The organism is Stenotrophomonas sp. TWI587 (assembly GCF_039674145.1).
GTDB lineage: Bacteria > Pseudomonadota > Gammaproteobacteria > Xanthomonadales > Xanthomonadaceae > Stenotrophomonas > Stenotrophomonas maltophilia_AY.
This window is the reverse complement of the sequence record NZ_JBDJMW010000002.1, coordinates 185,989-209,703: the sequence shown is the minus strand read 5'-3', so window position 1 is coordinate 209,703 and position 23,715 is coordinate 185,989. Positions and strand designations below refer to the sequence as shown.

Here is a 23,715-nt window from a genome sequence, read left to right as displayed (position 1 = left end):
GTGGGGCCATAGCTCAGCTGGGAGAGCGCCTGCATGGCATGCAGGAGGTCGGCGGTTCGATCCCGCCTGGCTCCACCAATCCGATCATTAGGCCGATCAGATTGCAGTGACAAAATTTAAAGTTTTCGTGCGTCCCCATCGTCTAGAGGCCTAGGACATCACCCTTTCACGGTGGCGACCGGGGTTCGAATCCCCGTGGGGACGCCAATTGCAACGCACTAAGCCCTGACTTCGGTCGGGGCTTTTTGTTTGTGGCGCGTCGATCAACGTCCCGCATTCTTTGTTCGGTATTTCAGAAAAAAGACTTGGCGAATGCTTCACGGCCGCGTAGAATTCCGCCTCCAGCATCGTGGGGCCATAGCTCAGCTGGGAGAGCGCCTGCATGGCATGCAGGAGGTCGGCGGTTCGATCCCGCCTGGCTCCACCACTCCGGACCTTAGGCCGTTCGGGTGTGCTGAACAATTTGATGAGTTTATGCGTCCCCATCGTCTAGAGGCCTAGGACATCACCCTTTCACGGTGGCGACCGGGGTTCGAATCCCCGTGGGGACGCCACTCATCAGAAGAACACCAAGGCCCGGCATGCCGGGTCTTTTTGTTCACCGCCTACTGCGGTTGCGATGCGGATGTCCGAAAGGCTTCCACAAACGTGAACACGCAGATATACTAGGCGGCTCGCGGTACAACGTGGGGCCATAGCTCAGCTGGGAGAGCGCCTGCATGGCATGCAGGAGGTCGGCGGTTCGATCCCGCCTGGCTCCACCACTTCTCCGGACACAGGCCGTCCGATAGAAGCCAAAATTCGGTTTAACGCGTCCCCATCGTCTAGAGGCCTAGGACATCACCCTTTCACGGTGGCGACCGGGGTTCGAATCCCCGTGGGGACGCCAGCTTCAAACAAACAGCCCTGACTTCGGTCGGGGCTGTTTGTTTTTACGAACCCCTTCCCATTTGGCGAAACCACCGCTATGATAGGCGGCTCGCAGCACAACTGTGGGGCCATAGCTCAGCTGGGAGAGCGCCTGCATGGCATGCAGGAGGTCGGCGGTTCGATCCCGCCTGGCTCCACCACTTCTCCGGACACAGGCCGTCCGATAGAAGCCAAAATTCGGTTTAACGCGTCCCCATCGTCTAGAGGCCTAGGACATCACCCTTTCACGGTGGCGACCGGGGTTCGAATCCCCGTGGGGACGCCAGCTTCAAACAAACAGCCCTGACTTCGGTCGGGGCTGTTTGTTTATGCGCGCTATGCCACGACCTTGGCCATTCCCACCGAACGCGGCGCGGTCAAGGCAAAGCCGAACTGCGCATACAGCCGGTGCGCCTGGCCGTCGGCGATCAGGCTCACATACGCACCCACGGCATGGACCCGCAGCCAGTCATCCAACTGCTGCATCACAGCCTTGCCCAGGCCCTGCCCTTGGCGGTCCGGCACGACCGCGATATCCACCACCTGCAGGAAACAGCCGCCGTCGCCGATGATCCGGCCCATGGCCAGCAGCCGGTCACCCTCGCGCAGGCTCACGCCAAAGATCGTGTTGGGCAGGCCCCGCGCCGCCGCCTCGGCGGTCTTGGGGCTCAACCCGGCGAGCACGCGCAGCGCGCGATACTCCTCCACGCTGGGCGGCAACGGAATGCAGTGAACACCAGCGGGCAGCGACATGACGCGGCTCCAGTAATGAATGGCCGCTCAGCTTGCCCGAACGGATTCGCAGGATGTGCGACCCATCGGCCTATCCTGTCCCCCTGCCTGCCCTGTTGCCCTGCCATGTGCTATTCCGCCCAGATCCGTGCCGACTACACCAAGCTGGTTCGAGAGTACGGCGCCGTGCTGTCGCTGGACGAGTTTGCCCAGTTGTATGCGCACGACGCCGGCAAACAGCGCCCCAAAACTCCAAAGGCGATGGACGATGGCTTCGCTGGCGCGCGCACGCCCCAGGGCCAGGAGATCGTGGCGCGTATCCAGCAATGGCATGCCGAGGAGATGCAGGCGCTCGACGAAGAGGTGCGGCTGCAGGGCGCGCGATTGAAGGCGGCCGAGGCGCAACTGGCCGCGCGCCCTACACAGAAGGCACGCAATGAGGTACGCGTGGCCGGCAACCGCATCGAACGCGCGCAGACACGCCTGTCCGACCTGCAGCGTGCCGGCGTGGTGCCACGTGACAGCCGCATCTTCCCAGGCGTATACGCGCCGGTGATCGTGTCCGAGCAGGGCCAGCGCGTGATCAAACCGATGCGCTACCAATGCCGGCTGCCGGACAAGCCCGCGCGCAACGACGTGCTGTATCCCGGCACGTACAACGCGCGCCGCGACAGCCTCGAGGCCTACTGGAAATCCGCCTTCGGCCATCAGCATGGCGTGGTGGTGGTGCAGTCGTTCTACGAGCACGTGCCGCGGCACGCGCTGGAGCAGCGGATGCGGTCGCCGGGCGAGAAAGCCGAGAACGTCGTGCTGGAGTTCAGCCCGCAGCCACCACGCGATCTGCTCATCGCCTGCCTGTGGTCGGAATGGGAAGGCCCGGAAGGCAGGCTGCTGTCGTTTGCCGCGATTACCGATGCGCCGCCGATGGATGTGGCGCGCACCGGTAATGACCGCTGCATCGTACCGATCCGGCCGGAGCATCTGGATGCCTGGTTGAATCCGGATCCGCAGGACCTTGCGGCGCTGTATCGGATTCTCGACGACCGCGAACCGGTGACACTCGCCCACGCCGAAGCCGCGTGAGTGCGGCTCAGCCGGCGACGGAATCACCGACCTGCGCGCGCGCCAGGGCAGCGTTCAATTCAACCGTCAGGTACGGCTTGCTCAGGATCACGCCCGAGCGGAAGGCATCGGGCAGATGCGCGGTGGCCATGCCGGTCGCCAGCACGAAGGGGATCTGGCGCGCCGCCAATGCCTGGGCGACGGGCTCGCTGGTTTCGTTGTTGGCCAGCCGATAGTCCAGCAGGGCAACCTGCGGCTGCGTCTCGCCCAGCAGGCGCAACGCCTCGCTCACCGAGGCTGCCAGCCCGACCACGATGGCGCCGGACTGCACCAGCTGCATCTGCAGCAGGGCCGCGCTCATTTCGTCGTTCTCGACCACCAGTACCCGAAGATCCTGCAGCGCGCTCATGACGACTCCCTGTATGGTTCAGCGCGATGAGTATATCGTCCTGTGTAGGTGAAACCCTGACAGGAGCTTAAGCATTCAGGTCTCCACAGATGTGTGAATTTTGTATACACTACGCGGCCAGCCAGCCGAAGTGGCGGAATCGGTAGACGCAGCGGACTCAAAATCCGCCGCCCTTAAAAGCGTGTGGGTTCGAGTCCCACCTTCGGCACCAGCTGGTCAAAACCCCTTGAAACCCATAGAGGACAAGGGTTGTAGGCGGAAAGTGAACTACAAACTGAACTACAATGTAGTTCATGAGTCCCCAACCGACCTATCTAAAGCAGCGTGGCAAGGGCGACCGCAAGGTCTTCTACGTCACGATGCGAGTCCCGACATCCGCACAGCATGTCTGGGGCCTGATCCGAAACGAATCCCTTCGCACCTCCGATTTGAGCCAAGCCCTTCGGGACAGGCACAAAGTCATTGCGCGGTTCCAAGCTGATTTCGAGCAAGCTGCGCGCGCGCCGCTGCCTGCGGATGCCGCCTCTCTTATGCCGTTGGCCGAGCAGGTTCGAGCTGGAGACATGTCGGAGAACGACTTCGATGGACAGCTGTCTTCATACCTAGATGCCCTGCCCCGCGACGAGTACGGGCAGCCGGTGATCGGCAGCAAAGACCTAATGTTTGTTCGCAAGGCGAGCTCAGTGGCGAGCGGCGTCCAGTTGCTCGAGTCGCTCAGTGAACAGTGGCTGGCCCTTGAGGCGACTAAGGGCATCAAGCAGGCAACCGTTGCAGAGCGCCGTGGGCACTTGAACAAGTTGCTCACGTACCTGGGAGATGACGCCCGCCCCCACCGATCTGACTAAGGCGCGAGCGGTGGGCTTTGTGGAAGAGGCCCTGAACCCGTTGCAGGTGGGTAAGTCGCGCAAGCAGTTCATGCTCGCCACTTGCCGGGGCTTTGCCGATTGGCTCGAAGTTCGAGGGATGGTCCCCACGGCCGATCCCTTTGGAAAGGTCGGTATGCTGCTGCGCGCTGCTGACACGTCACGCGATGAACGATCTACGTGGTCCCCTGATGACCTGCTGAGAATGCTCCAGGCCATCCCTCAAGGCGACCCGATGTGGCCCTTGGTGGCCCTCTGCGCATACACGGCTGCGCGTCCCCAAGAGATGTGCAATGTGCGCTGCGAGGATGTGACCGAAACCACCCTGACTATCAACAGGAGCAAGACACAGGCGGGAGAGCGCACGATTCCCATCCCGCCTCAGCTTCGAGGCCTTGTCTCACGCCTCGCAGGACAAAGCTCCGATGGCTGGCTCTTGTCGGGCCTGACTACATCAACGCCGGACGACAACCGGTTCAAGCTTATTGGCAAGCGACTACAGACGGTTCGGAAGAGGGTCGGCCTGGATAAGACGCTGCAGGTCTACAGCTTGCGACATACGGGGATCACCCTGATGACAGAGGCCGGGCACCCCGAATGGCTCCGGCAGCTTATTGTAGGTCACGAAGGTGGCTCGACAATCATGGCCAAGCACTACGTGAAATCAAAGAACCTTGAACTCATGGCCGAGGCGATGTCCGCGATCACCTACGGTAAGTTCGTCGACGGTTACATAATGGCTCGGCAGTGACTTTGAGTTCACGTGAGTGAAAGCCGACGCCCCGCCCCACCCCGCTTTCCTGCCACAACCCACCGGGCGCGGTCCACTGGCGGGCTGTACGGCCTTGCCCGAGCTGAGCGAGGGTCTATCGGAACGCACCTGCCCTGCGCTAGGTACCCAGGAGGGCCGATTACGCCCTCGCTGGGATAGCAGATTTGCTGGATGCAACCGCGCCGACTTTTCCTGACTCGAAGCTTTCTGGGCCGTAGGATTGCCCCAGAAGGGTTCCAGAGGCTCATTACTGCCCTGCTACCCCCGCTCTTTACCGCTAGCGGGTTGAAGTAGAGCGGGCCGCAGCACATGAAGGATTGAAGAATCCAATCCGCGCGCGTTACTCCCGCAGCATTCCCTTCATGGACACTTGCGGGCGATTCAGAGAAGTGATAAAAATGTGACGCCCGTCCGATTTGGTGGACGGGGCTTCGTTTACCACGTCCGGCCAGCGTCCGCATGCGGTCGCTGCCCACGGGAGCCCGAAGACAATCAGACTCGATACAACTTCGACAATGAGCGTCACCAGGAGTTCCTCCGCGACTTGGCTACACAACAATCTTGTACTTTTTGCGGCTACGCTCCGGCAACCGGCCGGGCAGGTAGGGTCTTTTAGATAGGACCTGAGTTTTAACAGGGTGGAGGATAAGGTCGCCGCAGCCTCCTTTACCCTGTAGGAAGGTAAGGGATACCTCTAGTGGACAAAAGGAAACCGACGTCCGCCCTCGACGCTGCCCAACGCAGGCGCGGCTACGTACATTTCGACCTCCCGTTGTCAAAGAGGGCCTGCAAAAGGCTGGTCGAAGATCCCAACTCTGTGGCGAGCCACTCTTTCTTCCCCTTCCTGCGCCAGGACATTGTTCGCAATCGCATTAGGCGCGTTGGCCCCGGGCAGCTCGAGAAGACAAAGAAGGTCCGGGATATTCGCTATGCTGCTCACGCGGACGCGGCGATCTACACCTACTACAACTACTTGCTGTCCGAAAAGTATGAGGGCGAAGTCAGCGCCGCCGGATTATCGGATGCAGTCATCGCATTCAGATCATTGGCAAAGTCAAACGTTGATCTTGCGAATGACGCTTTTCAATGGATCGCCGCGCACACACCTTGCACCGCCCTGGGCTTCGACGTTCAGGACTTCTTCGGCTCCCTCGATCACCGTCTGCTGAAGAAGCAGTGGACAGAGCTCCTCTCGACGCCGAACCTGCCTCCAGACCACTTCTCAATCTATCGCTCGTTGACGCGGCATGCATCAGTCGAGCTTATCGCCGCACGCCGCGCACTGAAGCTCAGCAGAGAGGCCCTAAGGCGCGCAGACCGACTGTGTTCACCCTTGGCATTCCGGCAAGTGATTAGGGGCCAAGGTCTCGTCGCCGTAAATCATGAGAAGAAAGGCATTCCTCAAGGGTCACCCATGAGTGCATTGCTCTCAAACATGTACATGCTTCCTTTCGACCAATGTCTTCTCAGAGAGACGGCTTCGCGGAAAGGACTGTATCGGCGCTATTGCGACGACATACTTGTCGTAGTAGCTCCTGAGCATGCGACCGAAATGCAGGCCGTGGTTTCGGCTGAGCTCCTGAAGCTGAAGCTCACAATGCAGACAAAGAAGACTCTTGTATGCAACTTTGCTCCAAAGGCCGACAAGGCCCTTCAGTATCTTGGCCTGGTTTACGATGGTGCGAACATCTTCCTACGTTCATCAGGCATCGCACGCTATTACGCGAGGATGCGCAATGGGATAGGTCAACATAAAGCCTCACATCGGCGTGATGGAGCGACGCCTATTCTCGAACAGCGGCGCAAACACCTGATCCGTCAGTACACAGAACATGCACCAAAGGATCATCGAAACTACTTTAGCTACGTTAAGAGCGCAGCAACGAAAACTGGTTCTAAGACCATAAGACGTCAGCTTCGGCACCATAAGAGGAGGTTCAAGGATCTGATGCAGGAATGACGAAAAGCCCACTTCGCGCCCTCCGCTGCTCTCACGTATTGACAGTGACCCTTACAGCCGGAACCCATCTCAACCTCATAGGATCACGAGCGCAGCAGCGGTTTTAGCAAAAAAATGTGAGGGGGGCTCGATCCGCCGATCTGGCTCAATGCCCCCATAGGGGGGGGTAAAGACAAGCATAGAGGGTACGCAACTAGAGACTGCGAGGTACTAGGCATGTAGCTCGGCCGTTGGCTGAGCCTTCGAACTGGGCGCTCTCAGGGTTAAACTCAAATGTTGCAATAACCTCACCGCGACTTGAGTACAGATCAAGCGCCTTTCCACTAATGGACCAACGTTCCGCCATCACCGAGCGATCTCTGCTGACCTTCCACGAGAGAACCTGCCCTCGCTCATCAAAGCTATGCACAGATAGTTCCGCACCGAGATCTGAGGCAGCCTTTGCGGCAAAGCTGTCACTCAGCAAGTATTCCACTACTTCTACCGGCGGGACTTCATAGTCTTTACGTGACAACTCCGCATGCATCGCCGCGTACCTTTTTGTAGCTCTCTCCTGCTTAGCCAGCTTTCCCTGCAGATCCAAGTGGCTTTCGTGCAAACGAGCCATGCGCTCACGAAGTTGGACGGACTGCTGCTCTGTCAATAGCTCCAGCCCCTCGGAGCGCATCTCAGCCTGCCGCAGGCGCCTTTGCATCCATAGATTCCAACGATGAACTGCCTCAGTCACCCACGGAACAACTCCGATGTAAAGAACAGACGACAGCAGAGGCAACAAGAGGTTGCTCGTGATGAACTGCCCGGTCGATGGATAGAGCTCCTCGTCGATGAATCCGAACCGTTTACCCACCTTCATGTCCGCGAACAACACGAACAATGTACGGTGGTTCCACGCGATCCAGCTAAAGACAAAGACTCCAACAAAAGGGCTTCGCATGCGCGTTGAGAAAGCCGCTTTGACCTCATCCTTTAGTTCGGTGAGCGCGCTGGTTTGTTCCCCCGACATAGACCCTCCTTCTGTTGACAGATTGTAGTGGACAACTCACTGCGCCCACACCAGTCGGTATGACTTTGCCCTAATCCGGTCCAGGCAGTGCCACCGGCAGGGGGCTGTCTTCGAAGCTCCATGCCTGCGCACAGCCGACCACCTTACCTGCAACGCAAAGAGACGCTGGTGTCGCTATATGGCGCATTTCCTGATCTCGAATCCCCGCAAGGGAAGCATTCTGAAGAGCTCACGGACTTCTTAAGCTTCAGCGCATGGCGTATCATTCAGCCTAACGTTCGCTACGCAGATTGATACGCGGTGACTACTGCTTCTAGATTCATTGCCTACTATCGCGTGTCCACCCGTGGGCAGGCAGCATCCGGTCTCGGTCTCGACGCCCAGCGGACGTCGTGTGAAGCGCTGGTCGCTCAGCGAGGGGGCGTGATAGCGGAGACGTTCACGGAGACGGAGAGCGGCAAGAGAGACGACCGCCCCAAGTTGAGGAAGGCTCTCCAGCTATGTCGACTTACCGGGTCGACTCTCATCATTGCAAAGCTGGACCGATTGAGCCGTAACGCGGCCTTCCTCCTGACGCTGCGCGACTCAGGTGCGCGCTTTATTGCTGCAGATATGCCGGATGCCTGCGAGTTGACCGTGGGCATTCTGGCCTTGGTGGCCCAGCAGGAACGTCAAGCCATCTCAAGTCGCACCAAAGCCGCCCTACAGGCCGCTAAGGCCCGGGGACAGGTGCTCGGAAATCCTAACGGCGCAGCATCGCTAAGGCGCGCTAAGAAGGGTAATGAAGCCGCTCTGAGGGCTGTTCGCTGTGAGGCGGACAGGTTTGCCGAGCGCCTTAGGGAGACTGTAGCCGAACTTCGGCAGGCTGGAGTGACCACCCTAGGGGGGATCGTGTCGTCTCTAAACGCTGGCGGGATCTTGACTCCTCGTGGGTCTAGATGGACTCGTGCCGGCGTCTCCAGGCTGTTGGACAGGCTTGGGCGGTAGCTTAGGAAGCTCGGTCCGCCCCTCCGGGCGTAGCCCGAGCCTTGCTCACTGATTTGGTTGCACCCAAGGGAACAGACCCGAGATCCTTCCAGCCCTTGGGTAACGGCGACCCCTCCATTGGCGATTGGGTTCCACCCAAGGCGTTAGACCTCCGTCACGGGCCAACCCGCTGCGCAGACACTCGCTGTGGGCCAGTGCTCTGGGTTTCCGATCCAGCCGAGCTGGTCAGCTCGACGCCGCATAGCAAACTGCCCATGCCTCGGACTGGGCTTAGATCAGGTACGCCTGGGCGCTACGGATCGTAGAACTACCTTAGGTGTATACGCATAAGCGAAAAGCACGGAGGGACGCCTTCGGGTAGACGCATAGAGGCATTCGTTCAGCGACTTCGTCTGCGGTCTGCAGATCATCCCCCAACCTATCCGCACTTTTAAGGCAGCCCCCATGTCCACACTAACGACGCCGTCAGAGCGCCGCGCTTTTGCGTGCCTAATGTTCAAGGACGAAACACCCTGTGGGCCATTGATGAAGGATGGTTCCTTCAGCCTCCCGTCTGCTGCCGCTATTTCTGAGATGGAGAGAGCGCACACTGCGGAAGCGCTTCGCCAGCTTCACTTAGTCCGAAACCGTGTGTTTGAGCAACGCCGGGCCAGGCAGCAGAAGGGTCGGAGACTTCCACCCGATGCCGTACGGATGCGCGCTCCTAAGAGACCTCGGCTACCCGCCGACCTGAACTCTATTGATCCAAAGGACTACCGCACGCGGCTTAAGGCCGAGGGATTTACCACTGCCTCTGGGGTCCGATACTTCATGGCTCTTCTAAAGATGCAAGGTGAAGGAACCTCCGTAATCATTCCAGCGTCTACCAACCTCCCAGCTCACACTATGCTTGAGAAGGTACGCAAGTTTGCCGGTGCATGCGGATGGAACCCGAGACTTTACTTGTCCTGCTGCCCAAAGACGTGCGGCCTTATGGTCCGATGGCTAGCCACCGAAGAGGTGATGCCCGAACCGTACCGATCAAGGTATGGCCTCGACATGCTTGTTGGCTCTGGCGAGTTTGCCGATATTGGGGTCGACGTCTTTCCGTCAGGTATGAGGCGCACGGTGCAGGTGCGCGCAATCTACCTTGACCACGCTGTGGCTCGCCGTAACGTCAAGCGCGCGATGCCTCCGCAGATTGACGTTCTGCCCGAGGACCAGAATCATCCGGAGACACTCACCGCTGTTCTCAAGTCTCCCGATCACGACCTCAGGTTCGCTGCAACTCTCTTACGCTGACGTATCTCTTCAGCTAGTCACTGGACGAAGGCCGGTATGGAACGAACTGCGGATACTTATCCTCTTACGGGGTGAGTATCCAAGTACCGATCCTTTGCCTGCTGTGTTTCATTAAGGGCACCTTACACAGGAACCCGAAATGATCAAGCATGCCTTCGAAAGACTACTCCCAGGTGAGGTCGCATCCGTGCTGAGCAGCAGAAGCACGACCGTGGGGGTGGCAATCTCGGTCCGGCTCCCCGCACGCTGGAGGCTGATCGTCGATGTCATCTTCCCCCGCCATCCGAGGGGTCGATGAAGGAACATCACCCGTCGCCTAAGGGCAAAGCAATCAGGGCTTCATCGTCACCTGATTCGATGCATCCTCAGCAGCCTTTCCTGCTTGGCATCTGTGAGGCGCTTGGGCCGGACGCTCCGCTTCGCCGAGTAGTGTTTTTGATGGTGCTATGGCAGGTCGAAGAGCATGGCATTAGCGCTGGGGAGCTTGAACGGAGAGTTGACGCGGCGATTGGAACAGCGCAAAGCACCACGAGCCGAACCATTAGAGTACTGGTCCGCGCTGGTCTAGTTGAATGCTACCTTTGTTCCCGGGACCGCCGAATCCGTTTGATTCGCCTTACAGGTGTTGCCCGCGTGCTACTTCGGAGCCTCGCAGAACGCCGTCCAGTCTAAAAGGCTCCCCTGCAGGAAATATCCCGTGCGCCCCTTAAACGCTCCATGGCTACGGGGCGTATTCCCAAGTCAATCCAGAGGCCGCAGGGACACAGTTGATCCGCTCTTTTTGTGGCATCGGCAGAACAGGTCTTAAGGTCCCCGTCTTCCGGCAAAGTGCTGGCAAGTCGCGTGCGACGCTGTGTAGCAGATGTTACGACCGTGCTGAGACTTTCGTACAGGAGAGCTCGGCTGACTCTTGGGCAGTAAGAGCTTGGTCCTGATTTCCGAGACCATGCGTCAGCCTTCATAGTTTCGGCGCATTAGTGCCTGGCACGTACGGTTACAAGTCCCTTAGTCTCAACTGTCAACCGCACAGGCCAGCTAAAAAGTGCCAGCATCGGGTCAGAAAGCGAACGCAAGGTCATTGTTGGTCCTACGAGATTAGTCTCAGATGGGCGCGCCTTTGCCAGCGACGTACAGCCTCAACACTTAGGATCCGGGCGAGACTAATGGAGGGACATGTTGTATGTGCCGCCATCGCCCTTGGGTTCCGCGCTCCCCTTGCGCCTATCTGTCTTTTATGAGGAGCGGCGGCCGCTCCGTTGGAAGACGGGGCCCTCTTAGATGCGGCAGCGGGGCCTCACCTTCTTAGGAGTCACCTGAAGTGCGTCGAGTGGTGCTATCGCGCCGGGTCCGCACACCGCGCAAGGTAATCTCCCGGACGGCGACTGTCCCGGAAACGCGCGCCGCAACGTAGAGGGGGAAGCCGTAATCGAAGCTAAGGTTAGCGCAGCTGGCCATCTCCAAGGCGAAGTCGGAGAACTCGTCCTCGCCTTCGAAGCTCCTCTTGCCACCGTACACGACGAGCCCCACCTCGAACTGCCCGTCAAACACCTCTTGGGTCCCTTCAAAAAACGTTCGCAGCCCACTCTTGTGCGGGGTAAGGATAGCTTTGGAGGGCATAACGAGCAGGCGGCGGCGGAGACCTGACACAGCGCTTAAATCAATAAAAGAGGCTTCGCCGAACGTTGTCTTGGCGTGGCCTAGTCCCCCTCCTAGAGCACTCTCGATGGATTGAAGCGCGCTATAAGGGACATTGAAAACCGGAGCCGCAGTCCTAGAGAGCTCATGCTCCTCGAGAAGATCGCGCTGTGGATCGCGTTCAATCTCTTCAACGTCACGCTTGGCGTTATCTGTAACGGCGACACCCAGATGCACTCCTGCACCTGCCATAAAATCAGCCAACGTGTACATGCCGAAATCCGCCACGCCAGCGTCTGCAATCTCTGACCGAAGCTCCGGGAGCGGCCCCACTCGTTCCCTTCCCAAGAACTCCCACCAATCAGGTTTGACGTCAGAAGTAACGAAAATGACCCGGGTGACGCCTGTAGTCTTCACATACTCAAGCAGCTGCGTCCAAACCACATAATCACCAAACTTGCGGTCGTAGATCAATCCGCCGCTCATGTAGGTCGGCTGCTCCTTCCCCTTCTCTTCATCTTTGTAGCCGGGACCCATCTGAGCAGCGAACCGCTTCGCCCCATCCTTAAAAGTCTCATTCAATGCCGTCTGTGAGGGAGGCGGAGGGCCGATCCGCCCAGCGAATAGTTCATCTAAGTGTGCTCGGACCGGGTCCGCAGCGGCAGGGTCCAACTGCTCGGCGGGCACGACGCTGGCCGACTCCAGAAGACTACTAAAGGTCTCCTTGAGCGTCGAAAGAAGCTGGTCGACGTGTTCGCCCACGCCGCGCTTCTCAAGTTGGAGCTCTGATACTTGCTTCAAAAGTGCATTGAAGCTGCTATCGATCTTCTCCAATGCGACTTGAGATTTCTTATGAGCGACGTGCATGACCTGGAGCCTGTTGCGCTGGTACTCCAATGCCACGTGGTGGGGCAACCACAGCCGTTGCGCAAGGGAATCGAGCAATAGCAACACTTGGTCTCTTGTTGAGGACGGGACCCGGTACAGGTCCAGTAGCACGTTCGTGTCTAGGACAACCAAGCCTTCACGCCAAAGCGTGGAGACCTCAGCTGGATTGGCCGAGTAGTACCCGCGAAAACTCGTCTTCAACTCTATTCCTCCTCTATCCACCTAGATCATGTCCTGTCGACCCACTACCCGTCGACCCTCTACAGGTAACCTGAGCAATACCTTGGCATCATCTCCTGTGGTGGTCGGAGTCGTTCTAGACCGCTGCCCAATCGAACAGAACGTTGGGAGCCTAGGGAGCGGAGGACAAAGTGAACTACATTTGGTAGTAGCTTGAACTACACGCGGAAGCGAACCCCGGACCGCCGCCCTTTTAAATCATACAGTTACGCCGCTCCCGATGCGCTTTAGTCCCGAAGCTCCGCATCCCACCTTCGGCACCATGGAAAACCAGAACGCCCCGGATCGACGGATCCGGGGCGTTTTTCGTTACCGCTCAGACCAGCCGAAGCGCCGGATGTGCGGCATTGGCCGCCGCCGGTCGGGGCCCCTTGCCGGCCGTCCCCACCCGGAATGCCGCCACCGTCTGCAGCAGCTGGGTGGACTGCTCTTCCATGCTGCGCGCGGCGGCCGAGGCTTCCTCCACCAGGGCGGCATTCTGCTGGGTGCTCTCGTCGATATGCTCGACCACCTGGTTGATCTGTTCGATGCTGTCGCTCTGCTCACGCGCGGCCGTACTGATGTCGGCCATCAGATCACTCACCCGTTTCACGCTGACCACGATCTCGTCCATCGTGCGCCCGGCGCTTTCGACCTGGCGCGTGCCCGCCCCGACCTTCTCGACCGAATCCCCGATCAGCTGCTTGATTTCCTTGGCCGCCTCGGCTGAGCGCTGCGACAGCGAGCGGATTTCCGACGCCACCACGGCAAACCCGCGCCCGTGCTCGCCGGCACGTGCTGCTTCCACGGCCGCGTTGAGCGCCAGGATGTTGGTCTGGAAGGCGATGCCGTCGATCACGCCGATGATGTCGACGATGCGGCGCGAGGAGTCATTGATCAGCGACATCGTCGATACCACCTCGTTGACCACCTGACCGCCCTGCGCGGCCACCTCCACCGCCCCACCCACCAGTTGATTTGCCTGCACGGCGTTGTCGGCGGTACGCCGCACGGTGGCCGTCAGGCCCCTCATGGAAACGGCGGTTTCTTCCAGTGCGGCTGCCTGCTGCTCGGTGCGCACGGAGAGGTCGCTGTTGCCTTCGGCAATTTCGCTGGCACCCACTGCGATGGTGTCTGCCGCCAGTTTGATCTGGGCGATGATCCCGGCCATCGCCTCGACCAGCGCATTGATGCCTGCACACAGCTCGCCGATAGGGCCGCTCTTGTCCTGCGTGTCGATATGCCCGGTCAGATCCCCGCTCTGGGCGGCCGCGACCACTTCGCGCGTCTGGGACACCGCCGCCTGCAGCGCCTGCGTATCGCGTACCTGCGCGGTGATGTCGGTGGCGTATTTGACGACCTTGAACGGCCGGCCGTTCATATCGTAGATCGGGTTGTACGAGGCCTGGATCCAGACCTCGCGTCCGCCCTTGCCCAGTCGCTTGTACTGGCCGGCATCGTACTCGCCACGGCCGAGTTTCAGCCAGAACGCGCGGTACTCGGCGCTTTCTCGATATCCGGCCTCGGCGAACATCGAATGGTGCTGCCCGCGCACCTCGTCCAGCGTGTAGCCCATGGCCGCGAGGAAATTCTCGTTGGCGGCCAGGATGCGGCCCTCCAGGTCGAACTCGATCACCGCCTGGGATTTGTTGATCGCCGCCAACTGCCCGGCAAAATCGGCGGTCTGGAACTTCTGCGCAGTGATGTCGGTGGCGAACTTGACTACCTTGTAAGGCCGCCCGTTGCTGTCGAAGACCGGGTTGTAGGAGGCCTGGATCCAGATATCGCGGCCACCCTTGCCGATGCGGCGGTACTGCCCCGCATCGAACTCACCGCGACCCAGATTGGCCCAGAAGTCCCGGTACTCGCTGCTCTGTGCGTACTGGGGATCGACGAACATGGCGTGATGCTTGCCCTGGATTTCCTCCAGGGTGTAGCCCAGCGTCTGCAGGAAATTGTCATTGGCGTGCACGATGGTGCCATCGAGCTGGAACTCGATGACCGCCTGGACCCGGTGCAGGGCCTTGACCTGGTCTTCCAGCTCGCGCTGCCGCAACCGAGCGGCATTGGCAGCATCGTTGACGCTGCGGCGGGAAGCGAACAATGCGGTGAGCGCGCGTCGCGGGAATGTCGTGCCCATATCGGAGGCACGGTCGGGCACATGCGTGTGCAAGCCTGAAGTAAGCATCGTTGGACCTCGGTGTCCGTTTAGCGAATAGGTCAACCCCGGGCGAAGGCCCGGTCGCGGTATTCCGTTGGCTGGACTCACGAAGATCGTCAGTGGGGATGACGTTGCTTCAGTGGGCTTCAAGCGCCCCGACAGGCGGCGAGAATGAACCGTTCAAACAGGTGTAAAGCCAGATATCCACGTGAGTGTGCAGGCAATGACTGCGAGTCATATAACGGCCGGATCTACCGGGGCTTTAGGGTCATTCCCCGCCCTCGGCACCGTCCTGGCTCTCGAGCACCTCCACGTCCCCCGCCACCAGGGTCTCCACCTGCACGTTGTCACGGCCCATGGCCTTGGCGCGGTAGCACTGCGCATCGGCGGCAGCCACCGCATCGTCCACGCTCATGCTGCCGCCGATCCGGGCGATGCCGATGCTGGCGCCTACCTTCAATCGCTGCAGGTCCCAGGGAATGGACAGCCCGCGCAGGGACTCCAGCAGGTCACTGGCGATCCGGCGCGCGCGCTTGAGCGAGCAGCCGGCCAGAATCACCGCAAATTCGTCGCCCCCCAACCGGGCGACGATGTCCGAATCACGCACGCCATGGCGCAGCAGACTTGCCACCGCCCACAGCACGGCATCGCCGGCGAGGTGGCCATGGGTGTCGTTGACCGGCTTGAAGCGGTCCAGATCGATGTACATCAGCGATGCCGACTGCCCGGTCCGGGCGACCCGAGTGATCGCCTGCTGCAGGTGTGCTTCGAACCCACGACGGTTACTCAGCTCGGTGAGCGGGTCGACCTCGGCCAGGTGCCGCGCCTCGCGTTGACGGGCCCGCTGCTGGGTGACATCACGGATGACCCAGACCGCGCCGGTGGTCTGCCCGTCCTCGCCGCGCAGCCAGGCCCGGGTGACGTCCACCGGCAGCAGATGGGCACCCACCGACAACAGCAGATCCGAATGCAGATCCACGGCATTGCTCTCCGGGTCCAGCAGCACCGCCAGGTCCAGCGGCGAGCGCGGCGCGTACTCGGTGGTCAGCTCCATGACGTCCTGCAGCTGACTGCCCGCCAGCGACTCGGCGCCCTCGCCGGCTAGCGCGCGCGTGGCTGCGGCGTTCGCATACTGGATCCCCCCGTGCAGATCCAGGGTCAGCACCATGTCGGCGACCGCATCCAGGGTGACCCGGGTGCGCTGTTCGGATTCGCGCAGCTGCTGGCTACTCTGGTGCTGCACCGTCACGTCCTGGATCTGGGACACAAAATGCAGCGGCTCGCCGCTCTCCGAGCGCACCAGCGAAACCGACAGGCGCCCCCAGACCAGGTTGCCGGCCTTGCCCAGGTAGCGTTTCTCCATGTGGTAATGGTCGCGGCGCCCGGCCAGCAGGTCGCCAAGCAATGCCAGATCGGTGTTCAGGTCATCGGCGTGGGTCAGGGTCTGGAAATCGATCTGCAGCAGTTCGGCGCGGGTGTAGCCGAGAATCCCGCACAGCGCATCGTTGACGTCCAGCCAGCGCCCTTCCAGCGAGACCAGGGCCATGCCCAGCGCTGCGGAGGAAAACGCACCGGCAAACTTCTTGGCCGCCACGTGGGCCTGCTCACGCACTTCCAGCAGCGGGGTCAGATCCACCGCCATGCCGACATAGCCGATCAGTCCGCCCGCACCGTCAAGCGGACTGATCGACAAGCGGACCTGGCGGCGCTCACCGTCCTTGCGCACGAACGTCCACTGGCGTGACCAGGTCCCCTGCGCCGCGCGTGCGGTGAGCGCCTGGAAGGTGGTCGGCAGGTGGCCGTCCGCCCGCGCGTCATCCTGCAGATAGGCCCGCATTTCATCCGGATCGTGGAACCGGCCCAGGTCGAGCCGGCCGATCACCTCCTCGGCGGCGTAGCCCAGCAGCTTCTGTGCGCCGGTGTTGAACAGATTGATCACGCCGTTGATGTCGGTGGCGATCACCGCCACTTCGTCGGACGCATCGACCACGGCCTGCAGCCGTTGGCGCATCTCTGCCGCGTCCTGGCGGGCCTGCTGCAGATCAGTGACATCGGCATGCGCGCCGGCCATCCAGAGCGGCCGACCCTGCGCGTCGCGCTCGTAGACACGTCCGCGATCCTGCACCCAGATCCAGTGGCCGCGCTTGTGGCGCATCCGGCACAGGCTCTCGTAATGCGCCGAGCGCCCTTCCAGGTGCTCGTCCAACAGCGTGTTGGACTGCGCCAGATCCTCGGGATGGACCAACCGGAAAAAGGTCTCCGGCGTGATCGGCGCCAACTCCTCACGCGTATACCCGACGATCTGCGCCCAACGCTCGTTGACCCGCATCAGGCCGTCGGGAATGTTCCAGTCCCAGGTGCCAGCGGCAGTGCCCTCGATGATCATCTCCAGGCGCCGGGCGTGTTCGGCCATGGCCGGCAGGGCAGCCTCGGCTTGAACACTGTGGCCCGGCCGGTCGCCCGGTTCTGCCTGTTTGTCGGTCATCTGGCCTCCCCGCCGCCCGTCCACCATACGGGTATTCAACAGGAAGTTTGCGTAAACGCACGTCAAACCAGAAGTGCCTTCGGCACGAACGGGTGGCCTGAAACGCCAAAGGCCGCCGAAAGGCGGCCCCTGGGAGGACCCGCGCCGGACTCAACCGCCGCGCTTGGCCCGCGCGAAGGCATCGGCCAGCGCGTTGTTGGCCGGCGGCGCCGCACTCCCCGGCCGTGGGCCGGACGGCGTGCCACGACCACCACCGCGGGGCCCATTGCCGGCCCCGCCCTCGCGTCGACCGCCACCGGCCGGGCGCGCATCGCGCTCGCCGGGGGCCTTGGGCGGGGCCGGGGTGTCGTCCAGGCGGCGGGTCAGCGCGATGCGCTTGCGCGCCACGTCCACCTCCAGCACCTTCACCTTGACGATGTCACCGGCCTTGACCACGTCACGCGGGTCCTTGACGTAGGTGTCCGACAGCGCGGAGATGTGGATCAGGCCATCCTGGTGCACGCCGATATCCACGAAGGCACCGAACGCGGCCACGTTGCTGACCACGCCTTCCAGAATCATCCCGACCTTGAGGTCCTTCAGTTCCTCGACACCGTCAGCGAAGCGCGCGGCCTTGAACTCCGGACGTGGATCACGGCCCGGCTTTTCCAGTTCCTTGAGGATGTCGCGCACGGTCGGCACACCGAACGTCTCGTCGGTGAACTGCTCGGCCTTCAGGCCACGCAGGAAGCTGCCGTCCCCGATCAGCGCCTTGATCGGGCGCGCGGTGGCGGCCACGATGCGCTCGACCACCGGGTAGGCTTCCGGGTGCACCGAGGAGGCATCCAGTGGCTGATCGCCATCGGCGATGCGCAGGAAGCCGGCGCACTGCTCGAAGGTCTTCTCGCCCAGGCGCGGCACCTTGAGCAGGTCCTTGCGGCGCTTGAACGGGCCGTTGTCATCGCGGTGCCGCACGATGTTCTCGGCCACGGTGGACGACAGCCCGGACACGCGCGAGAGCAGCGCGGCAGAAGCGGTGTTGACGTGCACGCCGACCGCGTTGACGCAGTCTTCCACGCGCGCATCCAGCGCGCGCGCCAGGCGGTATTGATCCACATCGTGCTGGTACTGGCCCACGCCGATCGCCTTGGGCTCGATCTTGACCAGTTCGGCCAGCGGATCCTGCAGGCGGCGGGCGATCGAGACCGCACCGCGGATGGACACGTCCAGGTTCGGGAATTCCTTGGCCGCAAACTCCGACGCCGAGTACACCGACGCACCGGCTTCGCTCACGACGATCTTCTGCAGCTTGGTGTCACCCAGCGCCTTGATCACCTCACCGGCCAGCTTGTCGGTTTCGCGGCTGGCGGTGCCGTTGCCGATCGCGATCAGCTCCACGTTGTGCTGCACGCACAGCTGCTTGATGGTGTGCAGCGACTGGTCCCACTGGCGGCGCGGTTCGTGCGGGTAGATGGTGTCGGTCGCGACCAGCTTGCCGGTGGCATCCACCACGGCGATCTTGCAGCCGGTGCGGATGCCCGGATCCAGGCCGAGCACGGCCTTCGGGCCGGCCGGGGCGGACAGCAGCAGGTCCTTGAGGTTGTCCCCGAACACCGAGATCGCCTCGGCCTCGGCTTTCTCACGCGCTTGGTTGAACAGGTCCAGCAGCAGGTGCATGTGCAGCTTGGCGCGCCAGGTCAGGCGGCAGGCGTCGAGCAGCCACCGATCGCCGGGGCGGCCGGCATCGCGGATGCCCGCGTTGTGCGCCACGCGCCCTTCGGCGTACAGATTGCCGGCCTCCGCATCACTGCCCGGGTCCAACTCCAGGAACAGGATCTCCTCGCGGCGCGCGCGGAACAGGGCCAGCAACCGGTGTGAGGGAATCTTCGCCAGCGACTCTGAATGCTCGAAGTAATCGCGGTATTTGGCGCCCTGCTCTTCCTTGCCCTCGGCAACGCGCGCGCGGATCACACCGTTCTCGCCCAGCCAGGTGCGCAGCTCGCCGACCAGCGCGGCATCTTCGCCCCACCGCTCCATCAGGATCGCGCGGGCACCTTCCAGGGCTGCCTTGACGTCGGCCACGCCCTTGTCGCTATCGACAAAGGTCGCGCCGAACACCTGCGGGTCCAGGCCCGGATCGGCCAGCAGGCCATCGGCCAACGGCTCCAGGCCGGCTTCGCGCGCGATCTGTGCGCGGGTGCGGCGCTTGGGCTTGTAGGGCAGGTACAGATCTTCCAGGCGCGACTTGGTGTCCGCGCCGAGGATCTCGTTGCGCAGTTCGTCGCTGAGCTTGCCCTGTTCGTCGATGCTGGACAGCACCGCGGCGCGGCGGTCTTCCAGCTCGCGCAGGTAGGTCAGGCGCGTTTCGAGATTGCGCAGCTGGGTATCGTCCAGACCGCCGGTGACTTCCTTGCGGTAGCGGGCGATGAACGGGACGCTCGCACCTTCGTCCAACAGGGCGATGGCGGCGAGGGCCTGGGCGGTCTGGGCACCGATCTCATCGGCGATGGTCTGGGCGATCTGCTGGGCGAGCTTGATGTCAGGCATTGCTTCCGGCCGGAGCCGCTTTGCGGAAAGAACCCATTCTGGCGATGCGCGGCGGCGGGGGAAAGCCGTTGACAGGCCGGGCCGAACCTGTCGCCTCGTGGTGATGACCACACGAGGGGTCCTGCATTCACGCCGGCATCCTTGCGTGGGGCTGGGATGCCGGCGCGGGCGCCTGCGACAACCGGGCGCCTCAGCGGTGTGGCTGGCTTACCGGTAATGCACGGCCGCGCGCTGGTGGACGATCTCGTCGTGCATCGACTCCAACGCCATCACCCGCACCTTGCCCACACCCTGCAGTTCCATGAACCGCTCGGTGTAGATCTCCGGGCCCAGCTCGGTATCGGCCTGGGACTTGCTGAAGCCATGGGGCACCAGGCCCTTGTCGCCATCCTTGCTACCACCGACATAAAGAACGATTGCCATGTGATGTGTTCCTCCAGGTAACGTTACTGCTCATACAGCGATGCAAGCTTACCCCGGCAAACCTGACTGATTCGTCATGCAGGCTAATAACGTTTTTTTGCATGCAGATGACGTCGCGTTGTCGACGTTTTTCTTACATGAATTTAACGAGGAGATAACGTCATTGCGCACCTCGCCTCGATGGCCACCAACCCCGCCCCTGCAGCGCATACACATCGGCCGCACGCTCGAAGGGGTTGCGCGCACTCACGCCACCGCACAGCAGGTACACCGGCAGATACAACGGCCCCAGCACCAGATACTGGTAGACGTGCGCGCGTTCGTGGTCGTGCAGACCGATCACCGGCTCGGTGGCGTGACCGGCCTGGTGCGCATAGGTGCGACAGGGCACGTCCAGGACCGGCCCGGTGTGCAGGATCACGTTGCCCAGCGTGATCGCCCCGCCCGGCCCCCACGGAAACTCGCGGAACACGATCGCGCAGTCGCGCGCGTTCCACGACGGACGGGCACCGGCCAGCATCCCGGCAGCGCCGGCGGCCAGGCCGATCAGGGTATTGGGTGACGTCCACAGTGCGCCCAGCCCCTGCAAGGCGCGCAGCAGCACCGGCGACAAGGTCAATCGGCCTCGTTGGGGATCAACAGCCACAGAATCAGGTAGACCAGAATGCCTGGGAAGGCGGCCGAGCCAATCGAGACCAGCACGAACAGCACCCGTACCAGGGTGACGTTCCAGCCGTAGCGATGTGCGATACCGCCCATCACCCCGGCGATCATGCGGTCGTTGAGCGAACGGGACAGCGGGCGCGGCGGTGTGTTCATGCACGGGGTCTCGGTCCGGAATGGGCCGACTCTAGCGCGAACCGTGTCTACGGGGTGCGTTGGCGCAGTGCCTTGAGCCGGGCGGCGAACCAGACGCCGGCGGTCTGCTCCGGCTGGCCCGGGCAGGCGATCCGGTACGGCTTGCCGCTCATGCTGCTCTGGCTGGCGGCACGCTCGATGAACTGCTCGGCGGTGTCCACCTTGTCCTTCTTGAGCAGGTAGTCGTACTTGCGCTGCAGATGCGCGCGCGCCTCGGGCGCATCGTGCCAACTGCCGTTGCGCTGGAACCGGCAACGCGAGCCATCCAGCGCACCGATCAGGCCAGCAATCTCACGGCGGGCGGTCTCGCTGGGGGCCGCGTGCGCGGTACCGATGCTCAACAGACCCACGGCCAGCCAGATGAGGTGACGCATCTTCATCGCGTGCGCTCGTTCAACCAACCGGTGATGGTCGCGGGCACTTCGCGCTGGGCGCGCCCGGACACGTAAATGCCGATATGACCGCCGCGGAAACTGCTCTCCGTATAGTCCGCGCTGCCGATGCGACCGCGCAGCGCGCGTGACGCATCCGGCGGGACCAGGTGGTCCTGCTCGGCATAGATGTTCAGCACCGGCAACGTGACCTGCTTGAGGTCGACGGTGTCCTCGCCGATGCGCACGCCGTCGTGCATCAGGCCATTGCCCTGGTAGAACTGCTTGATGAAGTCACGGAAGGCTTCGCCGGCGAGATCGGGCGAGTCGAAGATCCACTTCTCCATGCGCAGGAAATCCTCCAGCGCGTCCTTGTCGTCGAGGATGTCGAGCAGGCCAACGTACTTCTGCACGTTGAGGCGGAACGGCTTGAGCATCAGGTAGCTGGCATTCATCAGATCGGCCGGGATGTTGCCCAACGTGTCCACCAGCAGGTCCACGTCCACCTGGCGCGCCCAGTGCGAGAGCATGTTGTCCGGCGTGTGGAAATCGACCGGGGTGACCATCGTGATCAGGTTGGCCAGCTTGGCCTGACGCAGCGCGGCGTAGCACAGCGCGAACACGCCGCCCTGGCAGATGCCGAGCATGTTGATCGGCTCGCCACCGTTGTGCGCCTGCAGGTGATTTACCGCACCATCGACGAAGCGCAGCAGGTAATCCTCCAGCGTCTGATAGCGCTCGGAGCGGTCCGGGTAGCCCCAGTCCAGTACATAGACATCGTGGCCGAGCGCCAGCAGTTTCTGCACCAGCGAGCGGTCGGTCTGCAGATCGACCATGTACGGCCGGTTCACCAAGGCATAGACGATCAGCAGCGGCGTGCGATGGACCGGCGCCTCGGTGCCGACGAAACGGTACAGCGCGACCTTGCCGTCTCGCCAGACCTCCTCGCGGGTGGTCGCGCCGTAATCGACATCGTCCACCGAGGGCAGCAGCTTCAGCCCGTCCATCAGCTTGCGCTGCATGGCCAGGGTTTCCTGCAGAAGGTCTTCGGCGTTGAAGCCCAAGGGGCCTTTCATGCGCTGCGCTTCCTGGGTTTGTTCGTGGGCTTGGTGGCCTTGGCCGGACGCGCTGCCGCACGCGCCTTGCCCTGCGTCGGTGCCGCCTTGCCGGATCCTGCCTTCTTCGCGTCGGCCTTCTTCGCACCTGCCTTCTTCGCGTCTGCCGGCCTGGTGGCAGACCCTGCATCAGTGCCCGCCACACCTGCACGCGTGCCTGCACCGCTGGCCATGCGCCGCACCAGCCGCTCCAGCTCGGCAATCCGGCGATGGGCGGCGTCCATTTCGGTGCGCGTGGGCAGGCCGAAACTCTCGGTCAGCCGTTCGATTTCCTGCTGGGTGGCTGCGCGCAGCCGCATCTGGGCGTTGCCCAGCGAGGCATACACCGCCTGGAACGGCTCGGACAGCGCGACCTTCGCATAGGCTTCCTCGGCCGCGTCGATCCACAGATCGAACATCGCCCGAGCGCTGGTCAGCTGGTTGCCCGGCTGTTCGTGCTCGGCCAGGCGCTGCTCGAACAGGGTGAACGCATCGTCCAGCGCCTGCTTGATCTGCTCCACGTAATCGCGCGAGTGCGCCTGGTAGTCCTGCTGGGCGCGCAACAGTGCCTGCCAGCGGGCCTGGTGCTCGCGCCCGGGACCGAATGCCGGGCTCTGCAGCCACGGCCCGAGCTGGCGCTGCAATGTTTCCAGCAACTGCAGCAGATCCGGCCCCTCGGCGTGGGTATGTCCGCGTGCGCCCTGCAGCATCCACTGCAGCAACCCGTCGCCCTGCCCCAGCACGGCCGTGCGCCAAGCCTGTGCGACGTCGGCGCTGGTGGTGTCGCGGCCGGCAAACTGCGCGGCCACCTGTTGCATGGTGCCGTACCAGCCACCGGCCTGCTCGCGAAAGCGGTGCACGGCCTCGTCGGCCGGGCCGCTGGCGGCATTGGGCATCATCTGCGCCCAGCCGTCGATCGCCTGCTGCCAGCTGCCGTGGCCTTCAGGGCCGGGGGGGGAGCCAGGCGGTGCCGCAGCGTGCCGCAGGGCATCGCCCCAGGCACTGAAATACTGCCGCGCCAAGGCTTCCACATCGCCTGCGCCGCTGCCGCTGCCCGCCGTGTTCATGACCGTCCTC

The 23,715-nt window shown here is 62.3% G+C and carries 17 protein-coding genes and 9 tRNA genes; 13 read left to right on the top strand and 13 right to left on the bottom strand.

Translation table 11 applies throughout. The features are described from left to right. Window positions 1–2 precede the first annotated feature (2 nt). The 8 genes from ABE464_RS04075 to ABE464_RS04040 all read left to right on the top strand — a co-directional run bounded on the left by ABE464_RS04075 (window position 3) and on the right by ABE464_RS04040 (window position 1,195). Window positions 3–78, top strand: a tRNA-Ala gene (locus ABE464_RS04075). A gap of 53 nt (window positions 79–131) precedes the next feature. Continuing rightward, a tRNA-Glu gene (locus ABE464_RS04070) sits at window positions 132–207 on the top strand. A gap of 144 nt (window positions 208–351) precedes the next feature. Then, window positions 352–427 (top strand) — tRNA-Ala (locus ABE464_RS04065). Window positions 428–478: 51 nt separating this feature from the next. After that, window positions 479–554: transfer RNA gene (locus ABE464_RS04060), tRNA-Glu, on the top strand. 134 nt (window positions 555–688) lie between these two features. Continuing rightward, window positions 689–764, top strand: a tRNA-Ala gene (locus ABE464_RS04055). A gap of 49 nt (window positions 765–813) precedes the next feature. Further along, window positions 814–889 (top strand) — tRNA-Glu (locus tag ABE464_RS04050). Window positions 890–994: 105 nt separating this feature from the next. After that, window positions 995–1,070: transfer RNA gene (locus ABE464_RS04045), tRNA-Ala, on the top strand. 49 nt (window positions 1,071–1,119) lie between these two features. After that, window positions 1,120–1,195 (top strand) — tRNA-Glu (locus tag ABE464_RS04040). Between the two features lie 50 nt (window positions 1,196–1,245). Here the strand turns inward: ABE464_RS04040 and ABE464_RS04035 are convergent. Continuing rightward, window positions 1,246–1,662 carry a GNAT family N-acetyltransferase gene (locus tag ABE464_RS04035; protein ID WP_346470852.1) on the bottom strand — a complete coding sequence of 139 codons (417 nt, stop codon included), beginning with the start codon at window positions 1,660–1,662 and terminating at the stop codon, window positions 1,246–1,248. 105 nt (window positions 1,663–1,767) lie between these two features. On the opposite strand from ABE464_RS04035, the gene ABE464_RS04030 reads away from it, so the two are divergent. Beyond that, window positions 1,768–2,724 carry an SOS response-associated peptidase family protein gene (locus ABE464_RS04030; protein WP_346470851.1) on the top strand — a complete coding sequence of 319 codons (957 nt, stop codon included), beginning with the start codon at window positions 1,768–1,770 and terminating at the stop codon, window positions 2,722–2,724. Between the two features lie 7 nt (window positions 2,725–2,731). Here the strand turns inward: ABE464_RS04030 and ABE464_RS04025 are convergent, their stop codons facing one another. Then, complete coding sequence (locus tag ABE464_RS04025) at window positions 2,732–3,112, bottom strand: response regulator (protein WP_346470850.1); 381 nt, start codon at window positions 3,110–3,112, stop codon at window positions 2,732–2,734. A 124-nt stretch (window positions 3,113–3,236) separates the two neighbouring features. On the opposite strand from ABE464_RS04025, the gene ABE464_RS04020 reads away from it, so the two are divergent. The 4 genes from ABE464_RS04020 to drt2 all read left to right on the top strand — a co-directional run bounded on the left by ABE464_RS04020 (window position 3,237) and on the right by drt2 (window position 6,707). After that, window positions 3,237–3,323, top strand: a tRNA-Leu gene (locus ABE464_RS04020). 82 nt (window positions 3,324–3,405) lie between these two features. After that, complete coding sequence (locus ABE464_RS04015) at window positions 3,406–3,957, top strand: DUF6538 domain-containing protein (protein ID WP_346470849.1); 552 nt, start codon at window positions 3,406–3,408, stop codon at window positions 3,955–3,957. Then, on the top strand, window positions 3,929–4,726 hold the full coding sequence (locus ABE464_RS04010) for a tyrosine-type recombinase/integrase (RefSeq protein WP_346470848.1): 798 nt from the start codon (window positions 3,929–3,931) through the stop codon (window positions 4,724–4,726). Before ABE464_RS04015 ends, ABE464_RS04010 begins: the two co-directional genes overlap by 29 nt. 718 nt (window positions 4,727–5,444) lie before the next feature. After that, a complete protein-coding gene (drt2, locus tag ABE464_RS04005; RefSeq protein WP_346470847.1) occupies window positions 5,445–6,707 on the top strand; it encodes an antiviral reverse transcriptase Drt2 in 1,263 nt (420 codons plus the stop codon). 193 nt (window positions 6,708–6,900) lie between these two features. Here drt2 and ABE464_RS04000 read toward each other — a convergent pair whose 3' ends face one another. The 11 genes from ABE464_RS04000 to phaE form a co-directional block, all read right to left on the bottom strand. Next, window positions 6,901–7,710, bottom strand: coding sequence for a hypothetical protein (locus tag ABE464_RS04000; protein ID WP_346470846.1), 810 nt, complete (start codon window positions 7,708–7,710; stop codon window positions 6,901–6,903). A 3,570-nt stretch (window positions 7,711–11,280) separates the two neighbouring features. Further along, window positions 11,281–12,702 (bottom strand): PIN-like domain-containing protein, encoded by a 1,422-nt coding sequence (locus ABE464_RS03995; RefSeq protein ID WP_346470845.1) that lies wholly within the window; start codon window positions 12,700–12,702, stop codon window positions 11,281–11,283. A gap of 355 nt (window positions 12,703–13,057) precedes the next feature. Then, window positions 13,058–14,860 (bottom strand): methyl-accepting chemotaxis protein, encoded by a 1,803-nt coding sequence (locus tag ABE464_RS03990; protein WP_346470844.1) that lies wholly within the window; start codon window positions 14,858–14,860, stop codon window positions 13,058–13,060. Between the two features lie 289 nt (window positions 14,861–15,149). Next, entirely contained in the window at window positions 15,150–17,294 is a 2,145-nt protein-coding gene (locus ABE464_RS03985; RefSeq protein ID WP_346471122.1) for a PAS domain S-box protein, read from the bottom strand. A gap of 222 nt (window positions 17,295–17,516) precedes the next feature. Beyond that, window positions 17,517–19,892: a Tex family protein gene (locus ABE464_RS03980; RefSeq protein WP_346470843.1), complete on the bottom strand. Its 2,376-nt coding sequence runs from the start codon at window positions 19,890–19,892 to the stop codon at window positions 17,517–17,519. A 207-nt stretch (window positions 19,893–20,099) separates the two neighbouring features. Further along, window positions 20,100–20,315: a hypothetical protein gene (locus tag ABE464_RS03975; protein ID WP_259259734.1), complete on the bottom strand. Its 216-nt coding sequence runs from the start codon at window positions 20,313–20,315 to the stop codon at window positions 20,100–20,102. A 160-nt stretch (window positions 20,316–20,475) separates the two neighbouring features. Continuing rightward, entirely contained in the window at window positions 20,476–20,934 is a 459-nt protein-coding gene (locus tag ABE464_RS03970) for a hypothetical protein (RefSeq protein WP_346470842.1), read from the bottom strand. Continuing rightward, a complete protein-coding gene (locus ABE464_RS03965) occupies window positions 20,931–21,134 on the bottom strand; it encodes a PspC domain-containing protein (protein ID WP_346470841.1) in 204 nt (67 codons plus the stop codon). Before ABE464_RS03965 ends, ABE464_RS03970 begins: the two co-directional genes overlap by 4 nt. A 47-nt stretch (window positions 21,135–21,181) precedes the next feature. Next, the gene (locus ABE464_RS03960; RefSeq protein ID WP_346470840.1) at window positions 21,182–21,553 is read right to left on the bottom strand and encodes a YfeK family protein; all 372 of its coding nucleotides are present in this window, start codon (window positions 21,551–21,553) and stop codon (window positions 21,182–21,184) included. Continuing rightward, window positions 21,550–22,620: a class III poly(R)-hydroxyalkanoic acid synthase subunit PhaC gene (locus ABE464_RS03955; protein ID WP_346470839.1), complete on the bottom strand. Its 1,071-nt coding sequence runs from the start codon at window positions 22,618–22,620 to the stop codon at window positions 21,550–21,552. The genes ABE464_RS03960 and ABE464_RS03955 overlap by 4 nt, the downstream gene beginning before the upstream one ends. Continuing rightward, window positions 22,617–23,705, bottom strand: coding sequence for a class III poly(R)-hydroxyalkanoic acid synthase subunit PhaE (gene phaE, locus ABE464_RS03950; protein WP_346470838.1), 1,089 nt, complete (start codon window positions 23,703–23,705; stop codon window positions 22,617–22,619). The genes ABE464_RS03955 and phaE overlap by 4 nt, the downstream gene beginning before the upstream one ends. Between the last annotated feature and the right edge of the window lie 10 nt (window positions 23,706–23,715).

Coding starts and splice junctions, on each gene's coding strand:
- ABE464_RS04035 (WP_346470852.1), bottom strand. CDS start 1,662: ATGTCGCTGCCCGCTGGTGTTCACTGCATTCCGTTGCCGCCCAGCGTG.
- ABE464_RS04030 (WP_346470851.1), top strand. CDS start 1,768: ATGTGCTATTCCGCCCAGATCCGTGCCGACTACACCAAGCTGGTTCGA.
- ABE464_RS04025 (WP_346470850.1), bottom strand. CDS start 3,112: ATGAGCGCGCTGCAGGATCTTCGGGTACTGGTGGTCGAGAACGACGAA.
- ABE464_RS04015 (WP_346470849.1), top strand. CDS start 3,406: ATGAGTCCCCAACCGACCTATCTAAAGCAGCGTGGCAAGGGCGACCGC.
- ABE464_RS04010 (WP_346470848.1), top strand. CDS start 3,929: ATGACGCCCGCCCCCACCGATCTGACTAAGGCGCGAGCGGTGGGCTTT.
- ABE464_RS04000 (WP_346470846.1), bottom strand. CDS start 7,710: ATGTCGGGGGAACAAACCAGCGCGCTCACCGAACTAAAGGATGAGGTC.
- ABE464_RS03990 (WP_346470844.1), bottom strand. CDS start 14,860: ATGGGCACGACATTCCCGCGACGCGCGCTCACCGCATTGTTCGCTTCC.
- ABE464_RS03985 (WP_346471122.1), bottom strand. CDS start 17,294: ATGGCCGAACACGCCCGGCGCCTGGAGATGATCATCGAGGGCACTGCC.
- ABE464_RS03980 (WP_346470843.1), bottom strand. CDS start 19,892: ATGCCTGACATCAAGCTCGCCCAGCAGATCGCCCAGACCATCGCCGAT.
- ABE464_RS03975 (WP_259259734.1), bottom strand. CDS start 20,315: ATGGCAATCGTTCTTTATGTCGGTGGTAGCAAGGATGGCGACAAGGGC.
- ABE464_RS03965 (WP_346470841.1), bottom strand. CDS start 21,134: ATGAACACACCGCCGCGCCCGCTGTCCCGTTCGCTCAACGACCGCATG.
- ABE464_RS03960 (WP_346470840.1), bottom strand. CDS start 21,553: ATGAAGATGCGTCACCTCATCTGGCTGGCCGTGGGTCTGTTGAGCATC.
- ABE464_RS03955 (WP_346470839.1), bottom strand. CDS start 22,620: ATGAAAGGCCCCTTGGGCTTCAACGCCGAAGACCTTCTGCAGGAAACC.
- phaE (WP_346470838.1), bottom strand. CDS start 23,705: ATGAACACGGCGGGCAGCGGCAGCGGCGCAGGCGATGTGGAAGCCTTG.